Origin of the sequence: Pseudomonas folii, assembly GCF_014357575.1 — a bacterium.
Lineage (GTDB): Bacteria > Pseudomonadota > Gammaproteobacteria > Pseudomonadales > Pseudomonadaceae > Aquipseudomonas > Aquipseudomonas folii.
In genome coordinates, this window is sequence record NZ_JACONW010000043.1 from 21,407 (window position 1) to 41,347 (window position 19,941).

Annotated in this window: 16 protein-coding genes; 4 read left to right on the plus strand and 12 right to left on the minus strand. The window is 59.7% G+C overall.

The features are described 5' to 3' along the window. Nucleotides 1-47: 47 nt before the first annotated feature. The 12 genes from H8S59_RS11480 to H8S59_RS11535 all read right to left on the minus strand — a co-directional run bounded on the left by H8S59_RS11480 (nucleotide 48) and on the right by H8S59_RS11535 (nucleotide 16,385). Nucleotides 48-5,720, minus strand: a complete 5,673-nt coding sequence (locus H8S59_RS11480) for an AvrE-family type 3 secretion system effector (RefSeq protein ID WP_187521478.1) — start codon at nucleotides 5,718-5,720, stop codon at nucleotides 48-50. A gap of 103 nt (nucleotides 5,721-5,823) precedes the next feature. Then, the gene (gene sctU / locus H8S59_RS11485) at nucleotides 5,824-6,912 is read right to left on the minus strand and encodes a type III secretion system export apparatus subunit SctU (protein WP_187521479.1); all 1,089 of its coding nucleotides are present in this window, start codon (nucleotides 6,910-6,912) and stop codon (nucleotides 5,824-5,826) included. Further along, complete coding sequence (gene sctT, locus H8S59_RS11490) at nucleotides 6,909-7,715, minus strand: type III secretion system export apparatus subunit SctT (protein ID WP_095094668.1); 807 nt, start codon at nucleotides 7,713-7,715, stop codon at nucleotides 6,909-6,911. Before sctT ends, sctU begins: the two co-directional genes overlap by 4 nt. Nucleotides 7,716-7,717: 2 nt before the next feature. Beyond that, nucleotides 7,718-7,981 carry a type III secretion system export apparatus subunit SctS gene (gene sctS, locus H8S59_RS11495; RefSeq protein WP_095094667.1) on the minus strand — a complete coding sequence of 88 codons (264 nt, stop codon included), beginning with the start codon at nucleotides 7,979-7,981 and terminating at the stop codon, nucleotides 7,718-7,720. Nucleotides 7,982-7,988: 7 nt separating this feature from the next. Next, nucleotides 7,989-8,642: a type III secretion system export apparatus subunit SctR gene (gene sctR / locus H8S59_RS11500; RefSeq protein ID WP_095094666.1), complete on the minus strand. Its 654-nt coding sequence runs from the start codon at nucleotides 8,640-8,642 to the stop codon at nucleotides 7,989-7,991. Continuing rightward, nucleotides 8,639-9,808 (minus strand): type III secretion system cytoplasmic ring protein SctQ, encoded by a 1,170-nt coding sequence (sctQ, locus tag H8S59_RS11505; RefSeq protein WP_141230146.1) that lies wholly within the window; start codon nucleotides 9,806-9,808, stop codon nucleotides 8,639-8,641. Before sctQ ends, sctR begins: the two co-directional genes overlap by 4 nt. Next, on the minus strand, nucleotides 9,805-10,416 hold the full coding sequence (locus H8S59_RS11510) for a type III secretion system HrpP C-terminal domain-containing protein (protein ID WP_187521480.1): 612 nt from the start codon (nucleotides 10,414-10,416) through the stop codon (nucleotides 9,805-9,807). The genes sctQ and H8S59_RS11510 overlap by 4 nt, the downstream gene beginning before the upstream one ends. Then, nucleotides 10,413-10,889, minus strand: a complete 477-nt coding sequence (locus H8S59_RS11515) for a hypothetical protein (protein WP_187521481.1) — start codon at nucleotides 10,887-10,889, stop codon at nucleotides 10,413-10,415. The genes H8S59_RS11510 and H8S59_RS11515 overlap by 4 nt, the downstream gene beginning before the upstream one ends. Continuing rightward, on the minus strand, nucleotides 10,879-12,246 hold the full coding sequence (locus tag H8S59_RS11520; protein WP_187521482.1) for a FliI/YscN family ATPase: 1,368 nt from the start codon (nucleotides 12,244-12,246) through the stop codon (nucleotides 10,879-10,881). The genes H8S59_RS11515 and H8S59_RS11520 overlap by 11 nt, the downstream gene beginning before the upstream one ends. After that, on the minus strand, nucleotides 12,240-13,163 hold the full coding sequence (locus H8S59_RS11525; RefSeq protein ID WP_187521483.1) for an FHA domain-containing protein: 924 nt from the start codon (nucleotides 13,161-13,163) through the stop codon (nucleotides 12,240-12,242). The genes H8S59_RS11520 and H8S59_RS11525 overlap by 7 nt, the downstream gene beginning before the upstream one ends. 28 nt (nucleotides 13,164-13,191) lie before the next feature. Further along, nucleotides 13,192-15,285 (minus strand): type III secretion system export apparatus subunit SctV, encoded by a 2,094-nt coding sequence (gene sctV / locus H8S59_RS11530; RefSeq protein ID WP_095094654.1) that lies wholly within the window; start codon nucleotides 15,283-15,285, stop codon nucleotides 13,192-13,194. After that, nucleotides 15,282-16,385, minus strand: coding sequence for a TyeA family type III secretion system gatekeeper subunit (locus tag H8S59_RS11535; protein WP_187521484.1), 1,104 nt, complete (start codon nucleotides 16,383-16,385; stop codon nucleotides 15,282-15,284). Before H8S59_RS11535 ends, sctV begins: the two co-directional genes overlap by 4 nt. A gap of 283 nt (nucleotides 16,386-16,668) precedes the next feature. On the opposite strand from H8S59_RS11535, the gene H8S59_RS11540 reads away from it, so the two are divergent. From H8S59_RS11540 to H8S59_RS11555, 4 genes are all read left to right on the plus strand, one after another. After that, a complete protein-coding gene (locus H8S59_RS11540) occupies nucleotides 16,669-17,214 on the plus strand; it encodes an RNA polymerase sigma factor (protein ID WP_095094650.1) in 546 nt (181 codons plus the stop codon). A gap of 135 nt (nucleotides 17,215-17,349) precedes the next feature. Next, nucleotides 17,350-18,186 carry a hypothetical protein gene (locus H8S59_RS11545; RefSeq protein ID WP_095094648.1) on the plus strand — a complete coding sequence of 279 codons (837 nt, stop codon included), beginning with the start codon at nucleotides 17,350-17,352 and terminating at the stop codon, nucleotides 18,184-18,186. 82 nt (nucleotides 18,187-18,268) lie between these two features. Then, a complete protein-coding gene (locus tag H8S59_RS11550) occupies nucleotides 18,269-18,643 on the plus strand; it encodes a hypothetical protein (protein WP_187521485.1) in 375 nt (124 codons plus the stop codon). Nucleotides 18,644-18,784: 141 nt separating this feature from the next. Next, entirely contained in the window at nucleotides 18,785-19,339 is a 555-nt protein-coding gene (locus tag H8S59_RS11555; RefSeq protein ID WP_214658296.1) for a lysozyme family protein, read from the plus strand. The last annotated feature ends 602 nt before the right edge of the window (nucleotides 19,340-19,941 follow it).

Consider the following 19,941-nt stretch of genomic DNA (forward strand, 5'->3'; position numbering starts at 1 on the left):
GGTTGAGGTGAAACGAGGGATAACTGCCTGCGCGGCGCCTTTAATCATCACAGAGCGCCCGTACTGCGTGGCCCGCTGCCGGTATTGGCACTGTTGCTGGAATGCTCGACGATGGTTTCTCCAGGCTTGGCCCGGCCAACGTCTTCTTCGCTGTGCAGGTCCTTCTTGTTGCGTGAACCTTTAATGGCATAGCCCTTGGCGTTCATGTCATCACGCACTGGCTTGTCCACCAGTGGCCGCACCAGAAGACCGCCAGGCGTCATGCTGATTGGCCGGTGCTCCTCTTCCTGGCTGTACTTGAGGTCCAGCGATGCCAGCACCACCGAGTCAGTGACCGATGCGCTGCTTTTGGCGCTGAGCAGCAGGCTGGGCGTCGCCTTGGAGTCGGTCTGAGTCGCACCGCGCAGCAAGGTGAAGCGCTTGATCCGCACGTTGTCGTCATTTCTCAAGGCGTCTTCGAGTTTTTTCTGAATTTTCGGGTCCTGTGTGTTCAGGCTGTTCTCGATGCTTTCCAGGACCTTGGGTTTGAGTTCCAGAGTCACCTCCATGGACGTAGGGCCGGAGTGTTCAGCACGGCGGGCCATTTCCTGAAGCACGGGGCTCTTGTTGATGAAGGTGGCGATGGCGTTAGCGTTCTGGGTTGAGGTCCTGTCGCGCCAAGGGGCTGAGTCACCGACCAGACCACCTTTGCGCAGTTGCAATCCTGTGTTGGTGAACTTGTGTTCGCCAGAGGCCAGCAGGCGTCCGCCGCTCTTGGACAGGTCGTTGTTCTTGACCAGTTGCTGGACGCTGTAACGCAGCTCTTGCAGCGTCTCGTTGTCGTGAGGCAGATTGTCGAGATGGTCGACCACGGCCTTTAGTGCCGCCAGATGGCCTTCCGGATTTTCGACTTTCTCGCCTGCATCAATGGCTTTACTGGCTTTTTCCAGCAGTTTGGAGTTCTCCGTCGCCTTGATATCGGCTTTCATTGCGACAGCCAGGGTTCGAGCGTCGTTGAGTACTTTGTTGCGCTGCTCCTGGGTCGGCGCTGCAGGCAGGCTGGCGATGGCCTTCTGCAACGCGTCGACCTCATTATTTTTGGGCATGCTGTTATTCAGACGCGGTAACAGCGTGCTCAAGTTAGCCACGCGCTCTCGCGCTGGCCGCGGTGGCACGGCTGGCGGTAACGCGCGGCCTCCCAGAGGGCTTGAGGGCAGGGTCGCCGAGGCCGGCGTTGGCGCGGGTGCGCAGCGTTCCAGTTCGGTCAGCAGGGCTTTTCGCTCTGCCAGTGCCTTGGCAATCTCTTTGTCTTTGAGCACCTTGCCCAACGACTTTTCCACGTCGTGCAACTGAGGCGTGGTCACTGCCTTGCCGGGCTTGAAGTTGAGGGTGAATTTGTCGTTTTTGGCCCGGTCCAGCGCAAAGCTGACGCTGAGAGCATCAGGCAGCACGGTCTGGCCGACCAGAATATGATTATTCACGCCCATGTTGTTGGCCGTCTGGTCAGGGTGAACGTTACCGTTGGTAGCCAGCCCGACTCGGGCATAGGCGCCTGCGCTGGCGGAGGGCAGTGCCTCGAAGGCGCGTTTTACAGCTTTAGCATCTTGCCCTTCGCCTTTGTGGGTGGTGACCTTGGTGTTGGAATAGCTCACCAACGTGGCTTCTGCGTTGATCCCGGCAGTAGCGCGCAGGAAGGCGTTCCATACTCCACCGCTTTCGTTGCGCAGCATCGTACCGCCCAGGTTCAGGCGTCCCAGATCGACGCCGCTACCGACGCCTATTGACCCTTGGTTAACTTTGCTTTTTTCCACCGAGCCGCCTTTGTCCTTGCCCAGGCGATACAGGTCGGCCAATGAAGCACTGGGATCCAGCAGGTTCTCCATGACGTTGGCCATGCTTGCATTGCTGGCAGTCAACCAGCCTGCTATTGCGCGGCTTTGAGTCAGTTTGAAACTGGCGTCGGCACTGTACAATTCGCCGGCACTGCTCGGATTGCCCTTCGGCTCGGAGCTGAACAAGCGTGAGAAAACCGCCGACGGGGCGTGGTAGTAGCCGACGTTCAGGAACTCGTTTCTGCTACGGCTGTTTTTCAGGCCCAGTGTCGTCGCATCTTCACCGCCTTCGGTTTCCAGGCTGATCCCATGTTCGCGCCCAATGCCGAAGTTGACGTAAATTCCGCCGCCATCCGGGGTTAGCGGGACGAACATCGCAGGTGATGTAAAGGTCGCACCCTTGCTGCGCAGCAGTGAGGTCGCGTCGCCCACCTGCAGGTTGCCGAAATGGTCGCCGATGGCGCGCAGATCTTCGGAGAACGAGCGCGTGGTGTTGTAATTCAGGCCATGCCGACCGGTAAGCTCCCGGGCTACAGTGTCGCGAGCCTGGTGCAGCTTCTCAAGTTGGCGGTGGCTGACGATGCCGTTGTCGCTGAACAGTTTGATGTCGCTGTTTTCATAGGCCATGCGCAGGCCTTGTAACTGATCCAGCGTGGTGCTCTTGCCAGGCCCGACATTTTCGCTGTTTACGATCTGGGTCTGGCCTTGTTGACTGTGCACTCGCCCCAAAAGATCGCGCACCTGAAGAAGCGTCTGGGCATCGAGCAGCACACGATCCTCCAGCAGGCTGCTCTTGCTTTCGTTGCGGCCTGTGTTGTCGTAGCCCGGTTCCAGTTGGCGGACTGGCAGCTTCAGGCCTAGCTGGATCAACTCTTCGAGTTTGGTCTGCGCCTTGCTGGTGAGGCTGAGTCCGCTGTCGAGCAAGGCATCCTGCATGACTTTGACTGCGCCGGTGGCCTTGACTGTGCCTGTGCCCGGGGCCGTGGCGTTGGATACCCCAGGTTTCAGGGCTTTACCGCGCTCATCGAGCAGTTTGTGAATCTGGCCCAAGCGGACGATTGCCTGGTAGCTGCTGTCCTCGATGTCTTTGTGCAGTGTTTCGAGGCCGGTATGCAGTTGCGCTTTTTCCTGGTCTGCGCGGGTTTTTGGTACAGCCTTGCTTTCCAGCAGCGCTATCCCTGCCTCCAGCATCGGCCTGGCGGCGCTATTGATGTTGGTAGTGGTAGTGGTAGTGGTGTTGGTGTTGTTGGTATTGGCCTTGGTATTAGTGCTATCGAAACGCTTATACAGTCGCAGCGACTCCTGATAGATCGGACTCATGCCCGAACGGCTGCGCGGGCCAGGGGTCAAGGCATGGTGGCCCGCAGCCTGCAGCTTCTGCTTGATGTTCTCGCCTGAGTTGAATGCTTGTTTGAGTTCTTTGGCATTTGCCTTGGGGGTTTCCAGCGGATGGAAGTGGTGTTGATAGGACTCGCCCATCTTGCGAAACCCTTCGGCAGCGGTCTTGAAGATGTTTTTCGCGCCACCGGTACGCACATTATCGGTGGTCGAACCAAACATGGTGGTGGTCGCCGAGCCGTTGGCGTTGCCGATTTTGGCTGTCTTGTGATTGCGCGCCTGCATGCTTTCCATCTGGCTGTTGGCCGTTGGATTGGCCTGAGCCTTGGCCGGGCGCAGCACTATTTCGCCGAGGCGACCGTAGGACAATTCCAGCGAATGGTTGGACGGCTCGGGCTGAACCGTCTGGCCGTTGGCATCTGTCGTGCGTGGAGGCGACAGCGTGGCTTCGATCACCGGGCGTTTGTTTGGCCCCATCTCGACTTTGCCGATACTTACAGTCGCGCTGGACAAGTCTGCAGCGCTCAGGGAAATACCGGGCGCAAGAGCCGTTTTGACCTGGTCCAAAAGCACGTCTGCGCCGTCTTTTCTGGATGGGTCGGTGATGCCTGGCGAAATTGGATTTCCGATCCGTGATGTTGGCGGCGTACCAGGAGCACCCGGCGTAGCAGAAGCTGTCGCCGCGGTAGTCGCCATGGCAATGGCCGTCGCCGTCGCCGAAACAGGGGCCGGTGCAGGAGCAGCAACCGCAGCCGCGGCAGGCGCCGAAGGTGCCTTGGTTTGCAGCCCGGCTGGCTTCCACGCAGCGGTCTCGCCGTGATGGCTCTGGGTCCACTGATCGTGGGGCAGCCGGTACAGATTGCCGCCTGCCGTCACGTACAGATGACGAGACTGATCAAGCGCCACGCTGGTGACGGCCAGTTCTTTGCCTTGCGCATCACGCGGGAGCGGGATGTCGACATTCAGCCCGTCGATGCTGGCTTTGAGCTTCGCCGGGGCCGATTCGGTGAGCAGGGCAAAATTCTTGTCGTCGAGCACTGCGCAATGGCTGACCTTCTCTTCGCTCAACGTTCGCCCCACCTCCGCTGCGGTCGAGCGACCCAATGCCACCGGTTCGCCGTTGCCCAGCTTCAGTTTGGGTTGCGCGAAGCTGGCGTCCACAACCTTGGGTTTACCGTCTTGAATCACATACGGCTTGTCGTCGAGGCCGCGCACCAGTTGAGTAACGCCCTTGACATGGAGCTTGTCCCAGCTCTGGGTGGTTTCGTTCCAGCCGCACAGGTCTCGGTTTTTATTCAGACCCAGCGCAGCGCCGCCGTGGAGGCGGACTTGCGTGTCATCGACGCCGATACGTTCTGGCAGGCCGTTCTGGTTGACCAGATGCATCTGCTCGCTCAGCCGCCAGCCGGGACCCATTCTGCATTGGGTGGGTTCATCTTTATTCGAGGTAGTCATCGGCTGAATGAGCGGCGCACTGTGGCGCAAGCCTACGCCGTCACGTATCACCGCCTTGAGCGTACCGGCGTCTGCGATGAAGCCCTCGATTGCCGCCTTGTCGGCGGCCTCGGCGCCGATCGCCTGATTCAGGCTTGGTTTCACAGCCTGCAACGACATCGTGTCTTTCGACTGCCAGTCATCGTTAAGCAGCTTGTGATGAAGCCCACCGTCATTGTCCAGTACAAACAGCGTCGGGCTGCCGTGGGTGTGGCTGGGCTTGAGCAACCCGACACGCTGGACATCGATAGGGGTTCCATCGTGCTTGAGCAGGCTGAGTTCGACGCCTTTTTCGCGATCAGTGCCTTCGGTCAGGTGAATCTTGCCGCTACGCTTTAACTGGACTTCATGGCTATCGATCGCGCTGTGGTCGCGTATGTCGTCCTTGTGTTTATACAGAATCATCTCGCCGCGCTGATCCAGCGACAAACGCGAGATGTTGTCTTGCGCAGGTTTTGCAGGGCTCCAGCGTTGCGCTGTTTTGTCGAAGGTGTACAGGGTGCGATTGTGCAGCGTGTGCTGAACGTTTTGCTTGTCGGTAAAAATACCGCTGCTTTCTGCCTGGTGACCTTTGCCTGCCGCGATCAGCGTGCTGACACCCTGGGGCATCGACGACTTCAATGTACTGATCACCGCATCGCTTTGCTGCACCTGGTGATAGTGGCCGTCCTGGTCCTGCATCTGGTAGCCCTTCACCCCGGGGCCCAAGTGATGCTGATTAATCGCGCGAATATTCTTGTAGCTGCCTTCGGCATTGAGCTTTTGCGTGATTGCGTGCGCGGAAGTGGAGTTGACCATTTGCAGGTCGGTGGTTTTACCGTCCCGTGGCACGCGCATCAGGTCGTCGTGCCACTCGCGTTGTTCGTGCTTGCCGACGTCACGCTGACGGGCGCGAAACATGCCGGTGACTTTGCTGCCCGCTTTGATCAGCGAATTCGCCACACCAACATGGGATGGGCGATCACGAAGCTGATTGAGTTTCGGGGCCTTGTTCTGACTGTGCAGCGGTGGTGCGGCAGGGGGCTGCTGGACGTTCTGGGATTGGCCATGCAGGCGCGATAGTAGTGAGTTAATCATTCCGTGAATGCTCGTCTCAGGGCTGTTACTGGTGTGTGGTCTATCGTCCTGAAACGGTTCCAAAGGCTCTGAAAAGGCTTTTCAACGCCGACGGCATTGGTGGTCAGAGCATGTCGATATCGTTCGCCAGGATGACTTCACGCTTGGCTTCGTCGTCCAGTTGTTTGATCACGCCGTAGATCTGCGCCACTGCCTGCAGTGTGTCCCGCGGGATAAAGCGCCCTTCGGGCACGCGATACAGAACACGGGCGAGCCACACGCACTGGACCACCGGAATGCGTTCGCGCTTTGCTTCCTCGATCAGCGCCAGGGCGCCGGCATCCAGATGTTTGCAATGGATACGCGGCAGGGCTGTTTTGCCAGGCTTGTAATACAGGGCAACCGCATAGTGGGTCGGGTTGACGATTAAAACGTCGGCATCCTTGACCGGTTTGGGCGGGGCCTTGGGTGCCTGATTGAGCAATTCGTGGGCGAGTTGGCGGCGGTGGCCCTTGACCTCCGGGTTGCCCTCGGAGTTTTTGTATTCCTGCTTGATGTCTTCCATGCTCATACGCAGTTGCTTGGCGTGGAAATACTTCTGAATGGCAAAGTCCGCCACAGCGAGTGCCAGCAATAGCCCGCAGGTCACCCGCAAAATCCGATGGAACAGCGTCGACAGCGCGTGCCAGAACGTCACCAGGTCGGTGTGCACCAGGCTGACCAGCGTGCCCAGAGCGGGCTCGACGATAAACCACATGACGGTTGCAATGATCGCAGCCTTGACCACGCCGGACAGCGACGTGACCAGGCTGCGCATGGTGAACATTTGCTTGAGGTGGCTGAAGGGGTTTAGCTTTTCCATGGTCGGCTTGAGCGCTTCGGGGGCGAACAGGAAGCCGAATTGCATCCAGCTTCCGACCAGCCGCATAAGCATGGCGACGCCGACGCTCAATGCAGCAAAAGCGGCCACCAGCCACACGCCCTGAGTGACCACTTCACCCACGGTGCGCAGGAAGGGTTGGTCCATGCGCGTCATCGACAGGTTGATCAGCGCCTGTAACTTTTCCATGCTGACGTCGGCCATGCCCAAGGTGATTTCACTGACTACCACCAGGATCAGCAGCTTGGGCAGATCCTGGCTCTGCGCCACTTGCCCGCGCTTGCGTGCATCGCGAATCTGCTTGGGCGTGGCGTCCTGATTCTTCTCGCTCATGGCGTCGGTTCGCGAGGGCCGGGGACCATCAGCAGCAGGGTGTGTCGTACGTCCTTTAGGAGATCAAGGCGTTCGATACCCAGGTCCATCAGGGTCGGCAAGTAAATCACCAGGAATGCAAGGCCGATCACGCACTTGGCCGGCATCGCGAGGATAAACACGTTCAGTTGGGGGCTGTAGATACCGATCAACGCCATCGCTGCTTCGACCATCAGCAACAAGGCAATAAACGGTGCCGAATACAGCAGTAAATGGGTGAAGGTATCCTGCAGGATTCCCAGGTATACATCGAAGCCTTGAGCTTGCAACGCTGGCCACCAACTCGTTGCGGGCCAGATCTGATAGCTGTCCCAGATCACCTGCATCAGCAGCGGCAACCCGCCAATGATCATCAACAGCATGATCATGGTTTCTTCGAACAGATGCGATAACGGCGTGACATCAGCGCCCAGCGCCGGGTTGAGCTGGCCGCCGGTCAGTGCGCCACGCTGGTTGTCGAGTAACACACCCACCGCGCTGAATAAAAAGAACGGAAGATAAAGCACCAGGCCCATCAGGGTGCCCAGTATCATTTCCTTGAAAATCAGAAAGAAGATGTCCGACCATGATTTGCCCAACCGACTAAGCTCCTGGCCGATGCCCGGAGCAGGGATCAGCGCCAGTGCCGTCAGTACGGCATAGCGCGGCAGGCCTTTGAGGTGCTTGAACAGAAACGCAGGCACCAGAAACATGCAGGGGTAGAGGCGGGCCATGGACAAGGCGATGCCGTTGAGCAGCTCGTAGGCGAACTGGGCGTCGAACATGCTCAGCCCTTACCGGTCTGGGCAATCATGTTGAACGCCATGTTGGTCAGTTGAATCAGCTCTACGCCAATCCAGCGGCCGGTCATCGCCAGGGTTACACCTACTGCGAGCAATTTGAGGCCGAACGGTAAGGTCTGATCCTGGACCTGCATCAGTGCCTGGACCAGTGACGTCAGCACGCCGACCGCGACCGCCACAATCAGCGGCGGTGCAGTCAACAGCACCACCAGGATCATGCCCTGTTTGAACAGGTTCAAGGCTTCCATCGCGACCTCACATATAGGAGTAGAAGAGGCTGTCGAGCAAGCGCGTCCAACCGCTGACCAGCACGAAGAGCAGGATTTTCAAGGGTAAGGAAATGGTCATCGGCGAAACCATTTGCATACCCAACGCGAGCAGCAGGTTGGAGACGATCAGGTCAATGACGATGAAAGGGATATAGATCAGAAAGCCGATTTCAAACGCCGCTTGCAGTTCCGACAGCACGAAGGCCGGGATCAACAGCAACAGGTCTTCGCGGCTGGCGGCGTCCGCCATTGCCTTGGGCCACATGCGCAGGGCGTTTTCGTGCAAGTGAGTCAGCACGTCGGGCTCTACGTTGTGGCTCATGAACGCTTGAAGAGGGGCGAGCAGCGCCTGTGCGCTTTTACCCAGGCCTTTGGTGTCATTCAGTTGCAGCGGATGCTCTTGGGCAATGGTGGCGATTTCTGAAAACACCGGTGCCATGACGAACAGCGTGGCGGCAAGAGCAATACCATAGAGCGCCATGTTCGGCGGCACTTGCTGCACGCCAATGGCATTGCGGGTAATGAGCAGTACGGAAGCGATTTTCAGGAAGGACGTGCACACCACCAGGAGGAATGGCAGCAGGGACAATGCGCCAAGAAACAGCGCCAGCATGATTGGATTCGTGTCATTGAGCGTCATCCGCGCTCATCCAGCTGAGTAATCTGCAAGCCGAGGCGGCCTTCCACATCCACCAGTTCACCCTGCGCCAGCCGTCGTTCACCGTAGTAGAGACCGGCCAGCCCTGGCGTCACGCCGGGTACCTCAAGGATCGCGCCGGGTGCCAGGGCGGCGAGTTCGCCGAGGGTCAGGCGTATCTGGCCGCAACGCAACGTCAGCGGCATCGCCAGGTCGGCGAACGCTTCGGTAGGGCGTGCTGGCGACTGAGGGGCCTGATCGGCCTGATCGTTGTAGTCGTCTTCGTCTTCAAGCTGCCCGGCAGGCTCGGTGTAGTACTGATCTGCGTCAGCCTCTTCTGCGTAGGCACTTTCGGCATCTAGCTCATCAGCATGAGCGTCTTCATCCGCCCAAGGGTCGGTGTACTCGGCAATCGGTTCGTCAAGCTCATCACGGTCTGCCACCGTCGTCTCCTCGATTTCCAGAACTTCCAGTTGCAACCGTTCGGGCTGTTCGCAAACACGTACCTGAAGACGGCGCTGTCCCAGGGTCAATACCCCAAAGCCTGCGGTGTCGAAGTCAGCCTCGGTAGGGCACAGCACGTCACCAGGTCGCAAGGTTTCGAGCGTGTGCCGGGGTAGACTCAGGCTGCCCAGACGCAGCGCAAAAGCAAGCGTTAACCCTGAGTGGTCCCGTGGTGGATTTGCGTTCCATGTGGGCTGGTCGAGCCAATCGGCGAGCGCCGGGGCAGAGACTGCGAGCACACTGTCGACGCGGCCCTGACTCAATTGCAGGGTCATCTCGCAGTACACCCAATCGGCTTGCGCTGGTTCAGAGGCTGGCAGTGGTTTCAGTGTGCCCAGGACGGCGGCCAGTTCTGCCGCCAGCCCGGCGTTGTAGAGCGGCCACAGCCAGCCGTCGTCTGCGTCCGTACTTGCAACCCCGGCAAATCCCGGGCAGCTCGACCAGGCATTAAGTACCGGCTGAGCATCGCTGAGCCCAAGCGTCCCTAATGCGCTGTCGAAGCAGTTCAGCTCAGCGGCGACAGGCGCACGGCGGCTGGCCTTGAGCGTCAGTCGGCCCGCCTGGCCCTCTACGTTGAATGTCATCCATGGCTCGCCAGCCAATTGTCGAGACAGGCGGGCCTGAACATGGCTGACCTGCCGCAGTGGCAGCACCTGGGCATTCATGCGCACCCCCGGTGACGCACGCTGAGGTTGACGGGTTGACACAGCGCTCGGCTCAGATCGTCCTGGCAGCGCGGGTGGTTCTGGCGTAAATGCTCGGCGGCATGCGCTTCTGCGCAATCCAGATCAATGTCCCAGCCGCGTGGCGAACGATTACGCGCATTCAGGCCGATGCGGCCCAGGTTCGGCATGAACAGCGTGGCTTGCAGTGACTGGCCGGTGCCAGCGGGCAGCCGTCCGGCCAGGTCATCGACCAACTGGTTCCAGGCGGCGAAACCTGCGCTACCCATGCCATCAGCCTGGCCTGCGAACGACTGGCCACGTGAACCGCCTTGTCCCTGGCCACCCATGCCGCCCAATGGCGCCAGGAGTTGCTGAAAAAACAGCCCGTCGGCCATACGTTCGGAATCGCCATGTCGGGCTTTGCCGCTGTCTCGCCCCGACGTCTCTCGAGGCCGATCAAGCTCGTTGGGGCCACGGCCTTGCGGGCGCGCAGCAGCACTTTGTGGCTGCTGTCTGTCGCGAGGTGCATCGCGCTGCGGCTCTTGCCGTTCCGGCTTGGCAGGCGCGCGATGATCGAGAATAGCGTGTGCAGGGCTGCTGAGATTCATGTCGTCTCCTTTGGCAGAGCCAGGGTTTCGCGCAGGCAGGCCAGTTTTTCCAGGGCGCGCTGGCTGGCGCGCAATTGAGCCTGGGCTTCGCTGACACGCACGTGCTGGGCGTCAAGTTCAAGATTCAGGCGCTGGACGTGGACGCGCAGCTCGGTTTGCCGGTCCATGAGTTGTTGCTCTCGCTGATGCCACTGCTGGATAGCGTTGAGGCTCATGACCTGGCCCTCACACTGCAACGCCAACGCTTTGCGTGCCTGCTTTTGCTGGCGCAGGTCTTCAGCGCAGTCTTCATCAGCCTGTTCTATCGCCGCCTGCATCTGCTCGGCTTCCTGCCGGGCTTCGCGGCAACGGCGCTCCAGGCTGTGCTTGCGCAATTCGCGCAGCGGCGAGAGCAGGGTCACCACCTCGACCAGCGCATCGCGCTGCGGGTCGGCATCCGGTGCGGCTTCTTCAACAGCCGGCCTACGGCGCATGGGCTGTCAACGCATAAAGTTGTTCAAGGGTGTCTTGCAGATCCAGCGGTTCGCGCAGGTCCTGTTGCAAAAACTCATTGATCTGGTCGTGCAACTGCACGGCGCAGTCAGTCATTGCATCGTTGCCGGGGGTGTACTCGCCCAGACGCAGGAGCATTTCCACTTGCTGATAGGCCGCCAATAGGCGGCGCAGGGTGATATTGCCGCGCTGATGTTGCTTGTCGGTCACGCTGCTGGTGATACGGCTGAGGCTGGCCTGCACGTCAATGGCCGGATAATGGCCGCGCTCGGCGAGCTTGCGCGACATCACGATGTGGCCGTCGATCAGCGAACGGACTTCGTCCGCCACCGGGTCATTCATCGAGTCCTGTTCGATCAGAACGGTATAGATCGCGGTGATTGAGCCTTGTTCGCTGCGCCCGGCGCGCTCCACCAGACGCGGCAGCAGGGTATAGACCGAAGGCGGCAGGCCGCCGCGTCCCAAGGGTTCGCCCGCAGCAATGCCGATCTCGCGCTGGGCCCGGGCAAAGCGGGTCAGCGAATCGATGAGCAGCAGCACGCGCTTGCCTTGTTGCCGGTAGGCCTCGGCAATGGCCGTGGTGGTGAAGGCGGCGCGGGCGCGCTCCATGCTCGAACGGTCCGAGGTGGCGCAGACCAGTACCGAACGCGCACGCAGTTCGTCGTCCAGTTCGTGATCGAGAAACTCGCGCAGCTCACGACCCCGCTCGCCGATCAGGCCAAATACGATCACGTCGCACGGCATGTTGCGGGCCAGCTCTGCGAGCAGTGTGGTCTTGCCGCAGCCAGCACCGGCGAACAGCCCGACTCGCTGACCTTCACCCAGCGTAATGGCCGCGTCGATGGCCCGCAGGCCGGTGGGCATTGCGTCGACGATACGGGGCCGCTGGGTGGGTGGAATGGCGTCGCAAATCACCGGCTGGGTCGGGCGATGGTCGCCGGGCAGGGCAAACGCACCATCGCCCTGGCCGTCCAGACGTCGTCCAAAACCGTCCAGCACGCTGCCGAGCAGGCTGTCATCGACGCTCACCGAGTGGACAACCCCCAGCGGCTCGATCCGTGCGCCTTGCTCGATGCCCTCTGGTGTACCCAGAGCGCTGAGCAGCGTGCAGTCCTCGGTGAAACCGACAATCTCCGCCAGCATCGCCTCGCCACCGGTTTTATAAACACGGCACAGGTCGCCTATGCGTACCGACGGGACCTGGCATTCGAGCAGGATGCCGTTGACTGCACTGACCCGTCCACTGACCGCCACCGGCGAGAGTGTGTTCAGGCGCGCCCTATAGGCGTCAGCCCACTCAGCCAATGGGATGGTTTCGGCCAGCGCTGCGCTCACCATTTCACCTCATAGTGCTCGTCGCCGTCGAACTCGACGTGGTCCTTGTCGATTTTGGTCAGGCGCAGGCCATCCACTTCGTCGCCCAGAAATAACCGGCGGTTGTCAGCCAGCACCACGTGGGCGCGCTTGCCACTGGCGATCTGAACAATCTCGAAAGGCAGTTTGCGACCGAACGGCTTGACCTGATCGAGCACTGCCACTTCGCTTTTCTGCTGTTTGCCGAAGCGTTCCAGCATGCGTTTGTACAGCGCCAGTTGTTCAGGCGTTAACGACCCTTTGAGCACGATGCCCTCGGCGCTGGTATTTACGCTGACCGCATCGCGCAGTTCGCGCTCGCGCAACATGATTTGCAGCTTTTCGGCAGTGGCTTTGGCGCTCAGGGCGGCTGGCTCCCGGGGTTGCGTGGCCGGGCGCGAAGGGCTCACGGGCCCCGGTGTGGTCAATGCCCAGGCACTGCCCGCCAGTGTCACCACGATCCCGGCAATGGCCAGACGTTTGTGCAGCGCCGGACGTTTGGCGGGCTGTGACGGCGCAGGTGGGGCCTGAGATTCGGCGGTGGATTCGCTGAAGCCTGACTGGGCGGATGCGCCGGATGGCTTGGGTTCGACCACCGCTGGCCACTGCGCCGAGCTGGGCATGATGCTCAATTGCACAGTGCCCAGCTGGAACGTCTGTTCGGCGGCCAGCGCATTCAGGCAGTCGCAGGGCTGACCCTGTTCGTCGAACAGCGAGCCGTCTTCGGCCTCCAGGCGCCAGGTTTCACCGTCGCAGGTCAAGCGACAATGGCGTCGGGCAATGCCCGGGTCCTGCAGCAGTAGATCGTGCTGCTCGTCGCTCCCGACCAGCCAGTGGTCGCCAATCAGCGGCAAGGCCGCACCGCGGTGCAAGCCGTTCAATACGCGTAGTTCGTACATCATCACTCACTCCTCGAACGGGTAGGCAGACTCATGCCGCGTTTTCGTCGGCGATGGTTTGCAGTTGGTCGTCCAGGTCCAGGCGGCCGAGCACCTTGACCTGCGCAGTGCTGTTGAGCTCAGCGAAAGACAGCACGGGAATTTCATGAAATTCATCCTGTAATAACGTGCGCAACGGGCTGCGCAGATCCTGCGCAACCAGCAACACCGCCATCGCTCTGGAGCGACGCGGGAAGGCCTGGCGCAATTGATCGACCAACTGCTGGCTGGCTTCGGCGGGCAGGGCGAAAAAGGTTTCGTTCTGGGTCTGGCGCTGACTGTCACGCATCAAGTGCTCGCTTTCCGGTGACAGCAGCCAGACCTGCAAGCCTTCCGGACCGCAGTACTGGTGGAAGATCAGCGACTTGAGCGCGATGCGCACGTAGTCGGTCAGGGCACCGATTTCACGCTCGTGCTGGCCGTGCTCAATCAGAGCTTCGGCAATCAGACGGATAGCGCGCAGCGGCACGCATTCGCTGGCAAGGCGTTGCAACACTGCCGAGAAGCGTGCGAGAGGAAGGACCCGCTGCATCTCTTGAGCGAGTTCCGGCTGATCGCGCTCCAGCCAACTGAGGATCGCCTTGCTTTCTTGCAACCCGATGAATTGTGGGCCGCAGGCTTGCATGGCGCGGAACATGCGTTCGACGATCAGTTGGCTTGAGGTGCTGGGGTGCAACCCTGGCTCTTGCAGTGTGGGATCATCGGCCGGTATCCACAGCAAGTCGGCCTCTTCGCGTGCAACAAGGCCGGGATGAGCGTTGATCGGCTCTGCAGCCAGCAGTTGTCGTTCTACCGCCAGAAAATCCTGGGTGAAGGTGGCTTTGATCGCAGGCACCTCGTAAACCAGAAAGCGGAACTCGTCAGCAGGCAGATGGCCGGCGTACTCGATGTCGAAAGAGGGCAGGGTGATGCCGAACTGCGCCACGAGTTGGTTGCGGCGCTGACGTACCTGGCTGATCAACGCCATGATTTCCGTCTGGTCCTGGCCTGGATTGAACTGCAGCAGGAAGGTGCGGCAGGGGAAGAACTCACGGATGTCCCGGTCACCATTCTGTTCCGGCGGGACGTAGGCAGCGACGGCCTGAGCCTTGGGGGTGCGGCTGCGCATCAGGCACACGCCCAGTGTGCCGACAAGGATGGAAATGATGACGAACACCATGGTCGGCATGCCTGGCAGTGCCGCGAACCCGAGCATCGCCACTGCCGCAATGACCAGTGATTTCGGTTGCGCGCCCAATTGCTTGGCAATGTCGCCGCCGATGTTGGAGTTTTCGTCGCTTTCCTCATTGGGTACACGGGTGATGATCATGCCGGCGGTCACCGAGATCAGCAGCGCCGGAATTTGCGCGATCAGGCCGTCGCCAATCGTCAGTACTGAATAAAGGTGCATGGCGTCGCCAGCGCTCATGTCGTGCTGCACCACACCAATCGAGATGCCACCAATCAGGTTGATCGCGACGATGATCAGGCCTGCGATGGCGTCGCCGTTGACGAACTTCATCGCGCCGTCCATGGCGCCGAACAGCTGGCTTTCCTTGCCCAGATCCGCTCGACGCTGGCGGGCCTGATCGACGCTGATGAGCCCGGCGCGCAGATCGCTGTCGATGGACATCTGTTTGCCGGGCATGGCGTCAAGAGTGAAGCGCGCGCCCACTTCCGCAACCCGCTCGGAGCCCTTGGTGATGACCAGAAAGTTCACGACGGTCAGGATCAGGAAGATAACCATGCCCACCGCTAGGTTGCCGCCGACGACGAAGTTGCCGAAGGCTTCGACGATGTGCCCCGCATCCTGTTCGAGCAGAATCAGCCGGGTAGTCGCGATCGACAAGGCCAAGCGGAACATGGTCGTCAGCAAAAGCACCGCCGGGAACGTCGAAAACGCCAAGGGCTTGGGCAGTTGCATGGCCAGCATGATGAGCAGACAGGACACGCAGATGTTCACCGCAATCAGGACATCCACCAGCCCCGTAGGCAAGGGTGTGATGAACATGAAGACGATGCCGATGACGATGATTGCGCCTGCGACTTCTGAACGCTTGGAGGCGGCTACCGCCACCCGGGTCAAGCCATTGAGCACGGCATTCATAAACGGCTACTCCGGTTTGGCAGGGCCTTGCGCTCGCTTTGCCCGAGCTCGTCCATGATCAGCAAGACGTTGCGCAGCGAGGTCTGGCGCGTCTTGTCGTCGCGCCACAGGCCGTTGGGCAGGTCGGCAAGCAAATGACGCAGGCCATTGAGGAAGGTCAGTTGCAGCGTCGGCGATGGACCACCGACTTTTTCCGAGAGTTGCTGGGTGTCGCGTACGTTCATGGACTGGTTGGCCAACTGCATCAGTTGACGCATCAACAACAGGCCACTCAAGGTCATGGCGGGATTTTTGGCTGCCATGCGGCTGGCCAGGTCCGAGCAGCCGTGGACCAGATTGTTGAGCTGGGTGGTGCGCCCAAGGCTTTCCATCAATGAGCGCAATTTGCCCTCCTGGGGCAACTGCGCAAGGTTGGCGATGTCGTCGGCAAGGGCTTGTTGCAGGGCCCGCAGCCCCTTTATGAAGTGTTTTTCACCGCATAGATGCAACACTGCTTCCATGAAGTTGCCCAGGGATGGGTTCTTGATCAAATGTTGGTAATAGATAGTGCGCAAGTTGTCGCGCAGATCCGGGTCTTTCACTGCGTTGGTCAGCGCTGGAGTGATGCTCAGACCGGTCTTTATCTCCTCGCCGTGCTCGGCATCCAGTGCGTCAAGTTGCGCCTGGGCCTGTTCGGCCTCGGCATCGTTGCCTTGTTCCTCTGCCTGGTGAGCGATTTCGCTGAGCAGCAGGTGCGTCCGAAGCGGATTGTCGCCTTGGTCCTTGACCATCTCCTTGACCGATTTCTGCTGCCGTAGCTGCTGGCGCATTTTGTTCAACCGGGCGTTCAACTGCGTCGGCGCATGGTTGCCTATTCCCTGGAGCAACTGTTGCATGCTCATCGGCTGACTGTTGGCGTGCTGTCCACAAACCACTTCGCGCTGGCTCAAAGGCTTGCTCATAGAGGCGAGTGCAGCGCTCATCTGCTGCATCAGGCGCGCAGACTCGCCCTGCTGATGCACGCTGGTCGCCCCTGTCTTTGCGACAGGTGACGCAGCGGGCTGCGGCGTCGCCGTATGCACAGTGGTGTGCGGAAGAGGGGTGATGTGGTTGAGGGACATGAGCCGTCTACGCGTCTGGAGAACACCCTCTCTGTGTGGTCGCAGGCGCTATACGGTTCCACGCGATAGACAGGTCCGCGTGTGATCAAGAAGATTTGCAAGATGTTGCGAAGGTTTTCCTGACTGCTTGCAAAAGCTTGCGCACAAAATATTCAGAGTGGCAGATAAATCTCATAAAAAACAATAGGTTGAGTTGTTTGCAAAGGCTGGCACAGGTTTCGCTATAGGAGTCTTAGTATCGTCGTGAAGCGCTCACGGCGAGGACCTAAGGGAATAATTCAGTATGAACGCCATGAACCAGAGCTTACTGCCCACGCGGACCGGCACCTCCTGCTTCGCTCAGTTGACCCAACAACAACTTCAGAAATTGCAGAACTTCATACATAAGCGCGTCATCAATCCGGAGGATGCCGAAGACATTCTTCAGCAAACGTTCGTTGAAGCCCTCAATGCCGAAAGCCGCTTTTTGCAGCAGTGCAAACCTGAAACCTGGCTGTGCGGTATCGCCCTGAACCTGATCCGTAATCATTTTCGCAAGCTCTACCGTCGGCCAATGCACATCGAGTTCGAGGAGCAACTCGCGCATGCCGAGCCAGGTCTGGATATTTGCGGTCACATCGAGAGTTATCGAGACCTAGAGCGCACCGTTCAAGCCATCGCTGTGCTGCCAGCCGTCATGCGTCATACGCTGGAAGTCACGGTCGAGACCGAAGGCAGCTACCAGGATGCTGCCGATGTGTTGGGTGTGCCGATCGGTACAATTCGTTCCCGACTGTCGAGGGCCCGCACGCAGTTGCGTGATAATCTGCCAGAAGGTTTTCGTGCGTGAGAGGTGAGCATGTCGAACTTCAAGATTGGAGGTCCGCGGCAAATACAGCCCGGTTTGGCGCCGGTGCCATTAAGGGCCGCTCAAGATCCCCTTGACCAGTGCTTGCAGAGAGCCGGCAACGCTGCGTGGCCCGGTATGCCGGACGCCCATGCGCATGCATTCCAGCGATTTTCCGAGCGCCGTCGCATTGTGTTCGGTGTGCGGGCCAGAGCTTCGGGGCTGGCCCAATTGTGGGTCAATGGTCGGCCGTTGTGGGAGCTCGACAGCCCGACGGGTTTTAGCCAGCCTGACCTTCTGCCGTCCCCCGCTGCCTTGGCTCAGGGCGCAACTCCTGTATTGAATGCCGCTCTGCTCAGCGACAGTCGCTTGCGTCAGATGCTCAACGAGGGTGAGTTGCTGGCGATGGGGGGGGAGCGCAACGGTATCCAGAGTTTGCAAACCCTGGGTATCGGCAATCAGATTCTTTCGCTTCTGGCCAGGCGCGAAAGCCCTGACCAGTGGAGCCTCTGGCAAGGCAGCACACCTTTGACGCTGGGCACCACCCGGGCTGAACCGACCGGGAAGGCAGGTGATTACGAGCTTTTATTGCTGGCACCATTGCTTGATTGCGGCGGGCCCAGCTATGCGGAAACCCAGCTCTGGAACGCTGCCTATCGACGCAGCCTGGGTGACAGCCCGGAGCCCGATGACCCCGCATGCGCCGAGCTGGCCGGACGCATTGAAATGATCCTCGCCGCACTGGATGATGACGCCGCCGGGATCGCCCCGCTTGAGCAAGACATCAGGCCGCGCCCAGGCGGCCTGGCGGTTGATGACTTCCCCGCAATGCTCTTCCTGCCACACCCGGTCGGCGACTACCCGACCCGGTGCCCGATCGCCGATCGCAGCGCGCTCTATCAATTACTGGACACCTTGCACAGTGCCGGCCTGGCGCTCGACATCGATCCGGGCTGGCGTGACCTGATCGACTGATCGACTGATCGATTGCATGCAACGTTTTCGCGTGCTGTGACCACACAGGTTGATATGTGGTGACACCAGTGGAGATGTGATCATGAAAATCATGCTGTGCCTGGTCATGGTGTTGATACCTTGTCTGGCGCAGGCGGCATGGCCTTCCCCCAGCGCTTGTTACCAGGCCCACAGGGCTGTAAGCCAACGCCTGGCTAAGGCGATTGCAGATCAGGACAACGTCGGTGCAAGTAAATGGCGTGGGCAGTTAGCAACCATCGTTGCGCAATGCCAGGCCGCGCAGCAAGCACAGGATAGCCGCCGGACCCAGCAGCGCTACCTTCAGCAACGCCGACAGCAAGACCAAATCAACCAGCAGCGCAATGCCCAACGTCGCATTGTCGAGCAGCAGCGCCTGCGCCAGCAGATTTATCAACAGCGTCTCAACCAGCGCAACATGCCGGACATCCGTTACTGATGCCCGATGTTTGTCTGTCTACCGTCAAGGAAGCTTTATGAATATCAGCATTTATATTCGACTTTCCGGGTTCGCATTAAATGATCGTGGAGGTGCTGTCGCAAACGCTGCCCATTCGCGGGGCAACCGGCAGATGTCGGCATGAGGCGGGAACACCTATTGAGGACGGGGCAGTTAGGTGCGCTGCTGGCGTTCTTCGGCGTATTAGCGACCGACCCCGCCTGGGCTGGCCCGCCAACCGCGTACCGACAGGTGGCCGAGGCTGCGGGTGTCCCGGCGCAGTTGCTTTATGCGGTGGCGCAGACCGAGAGCAACACGCAGTTGCGCATAGGGTATTACCCATGGCCCTGGACTCTGAACGTTAAAGGCAAGCCGCTGCGTTTCGAAACTCGCGAGGAGGCCTGCCGGGCGGTGCTCAAGGCAATCTCCGAGCAGGGTGTGTATGCGGTGGATATCGGCCTGACTCAGCAGAACTGGGGTTACATCGGGCGCGCCCGGTTTCGCGAGCCCTGCGATGCCCTTCACCCGATCAATAACCTGCAAAGCGCCGCCTTGTTGCTGCGTCAGTACTACCAGCAAACCGGAGACTGGGTCAGCGCCGCTGGCATGTACCATCGCCCGGCGGGTGGAGAACCGGCGCGGCTTTATAAAAGCAAGATTCAGGAACGACTGAAGCGCATGGTTGCTGATCGGTGAGCAACGCATGGGCGTATCTGCACAACTTTCCATGTGTGATTTTTTTGTGTACATATCCGTTACTGCGGTCACGCCGACTATCGGTTGCGCTTTTACAGCGCCTCACTTTTGAAGCCCAAAAGTAAGCAAAAGGCTCTTGCCCCACCACTAGGTGCCTCGCTGTCGCTCGGCATGCCCGTAATCCGACATTGCTGCGTGGGGCCGCCGCCACCGGCCATCCATGGCCTGAGGCGGCTAAACCGGCATCCTTGCCGGTTTGCCCCACGCAGCAATGTCGAATTCCGGCCGTCGTGGTTTAACGGGGCGCCTCAGATCAAAATCAAAAGCAGAGCAAAAGCAGAGCGAAAACAATGGGATCGTCTCGGACCGGTAGGAGCAACTTGTTCGCGAGACGTCCGCACAGCCAACGAATACATCGTCTTACACACCGCTTCGCAGCCTTCAGCACCTCTCATCAACCATAAAATAACCCACTGAATTTAAATGCTTTTTCTGTAGGAGTGAGCTTGCTCGCGATGGCGTCAGTTCATGCGATAAATTCGTCAACCATGAAATCGAATCGCGAGCAAGCTCACTCCTACAGAAAAAGCATTTAAATTCAG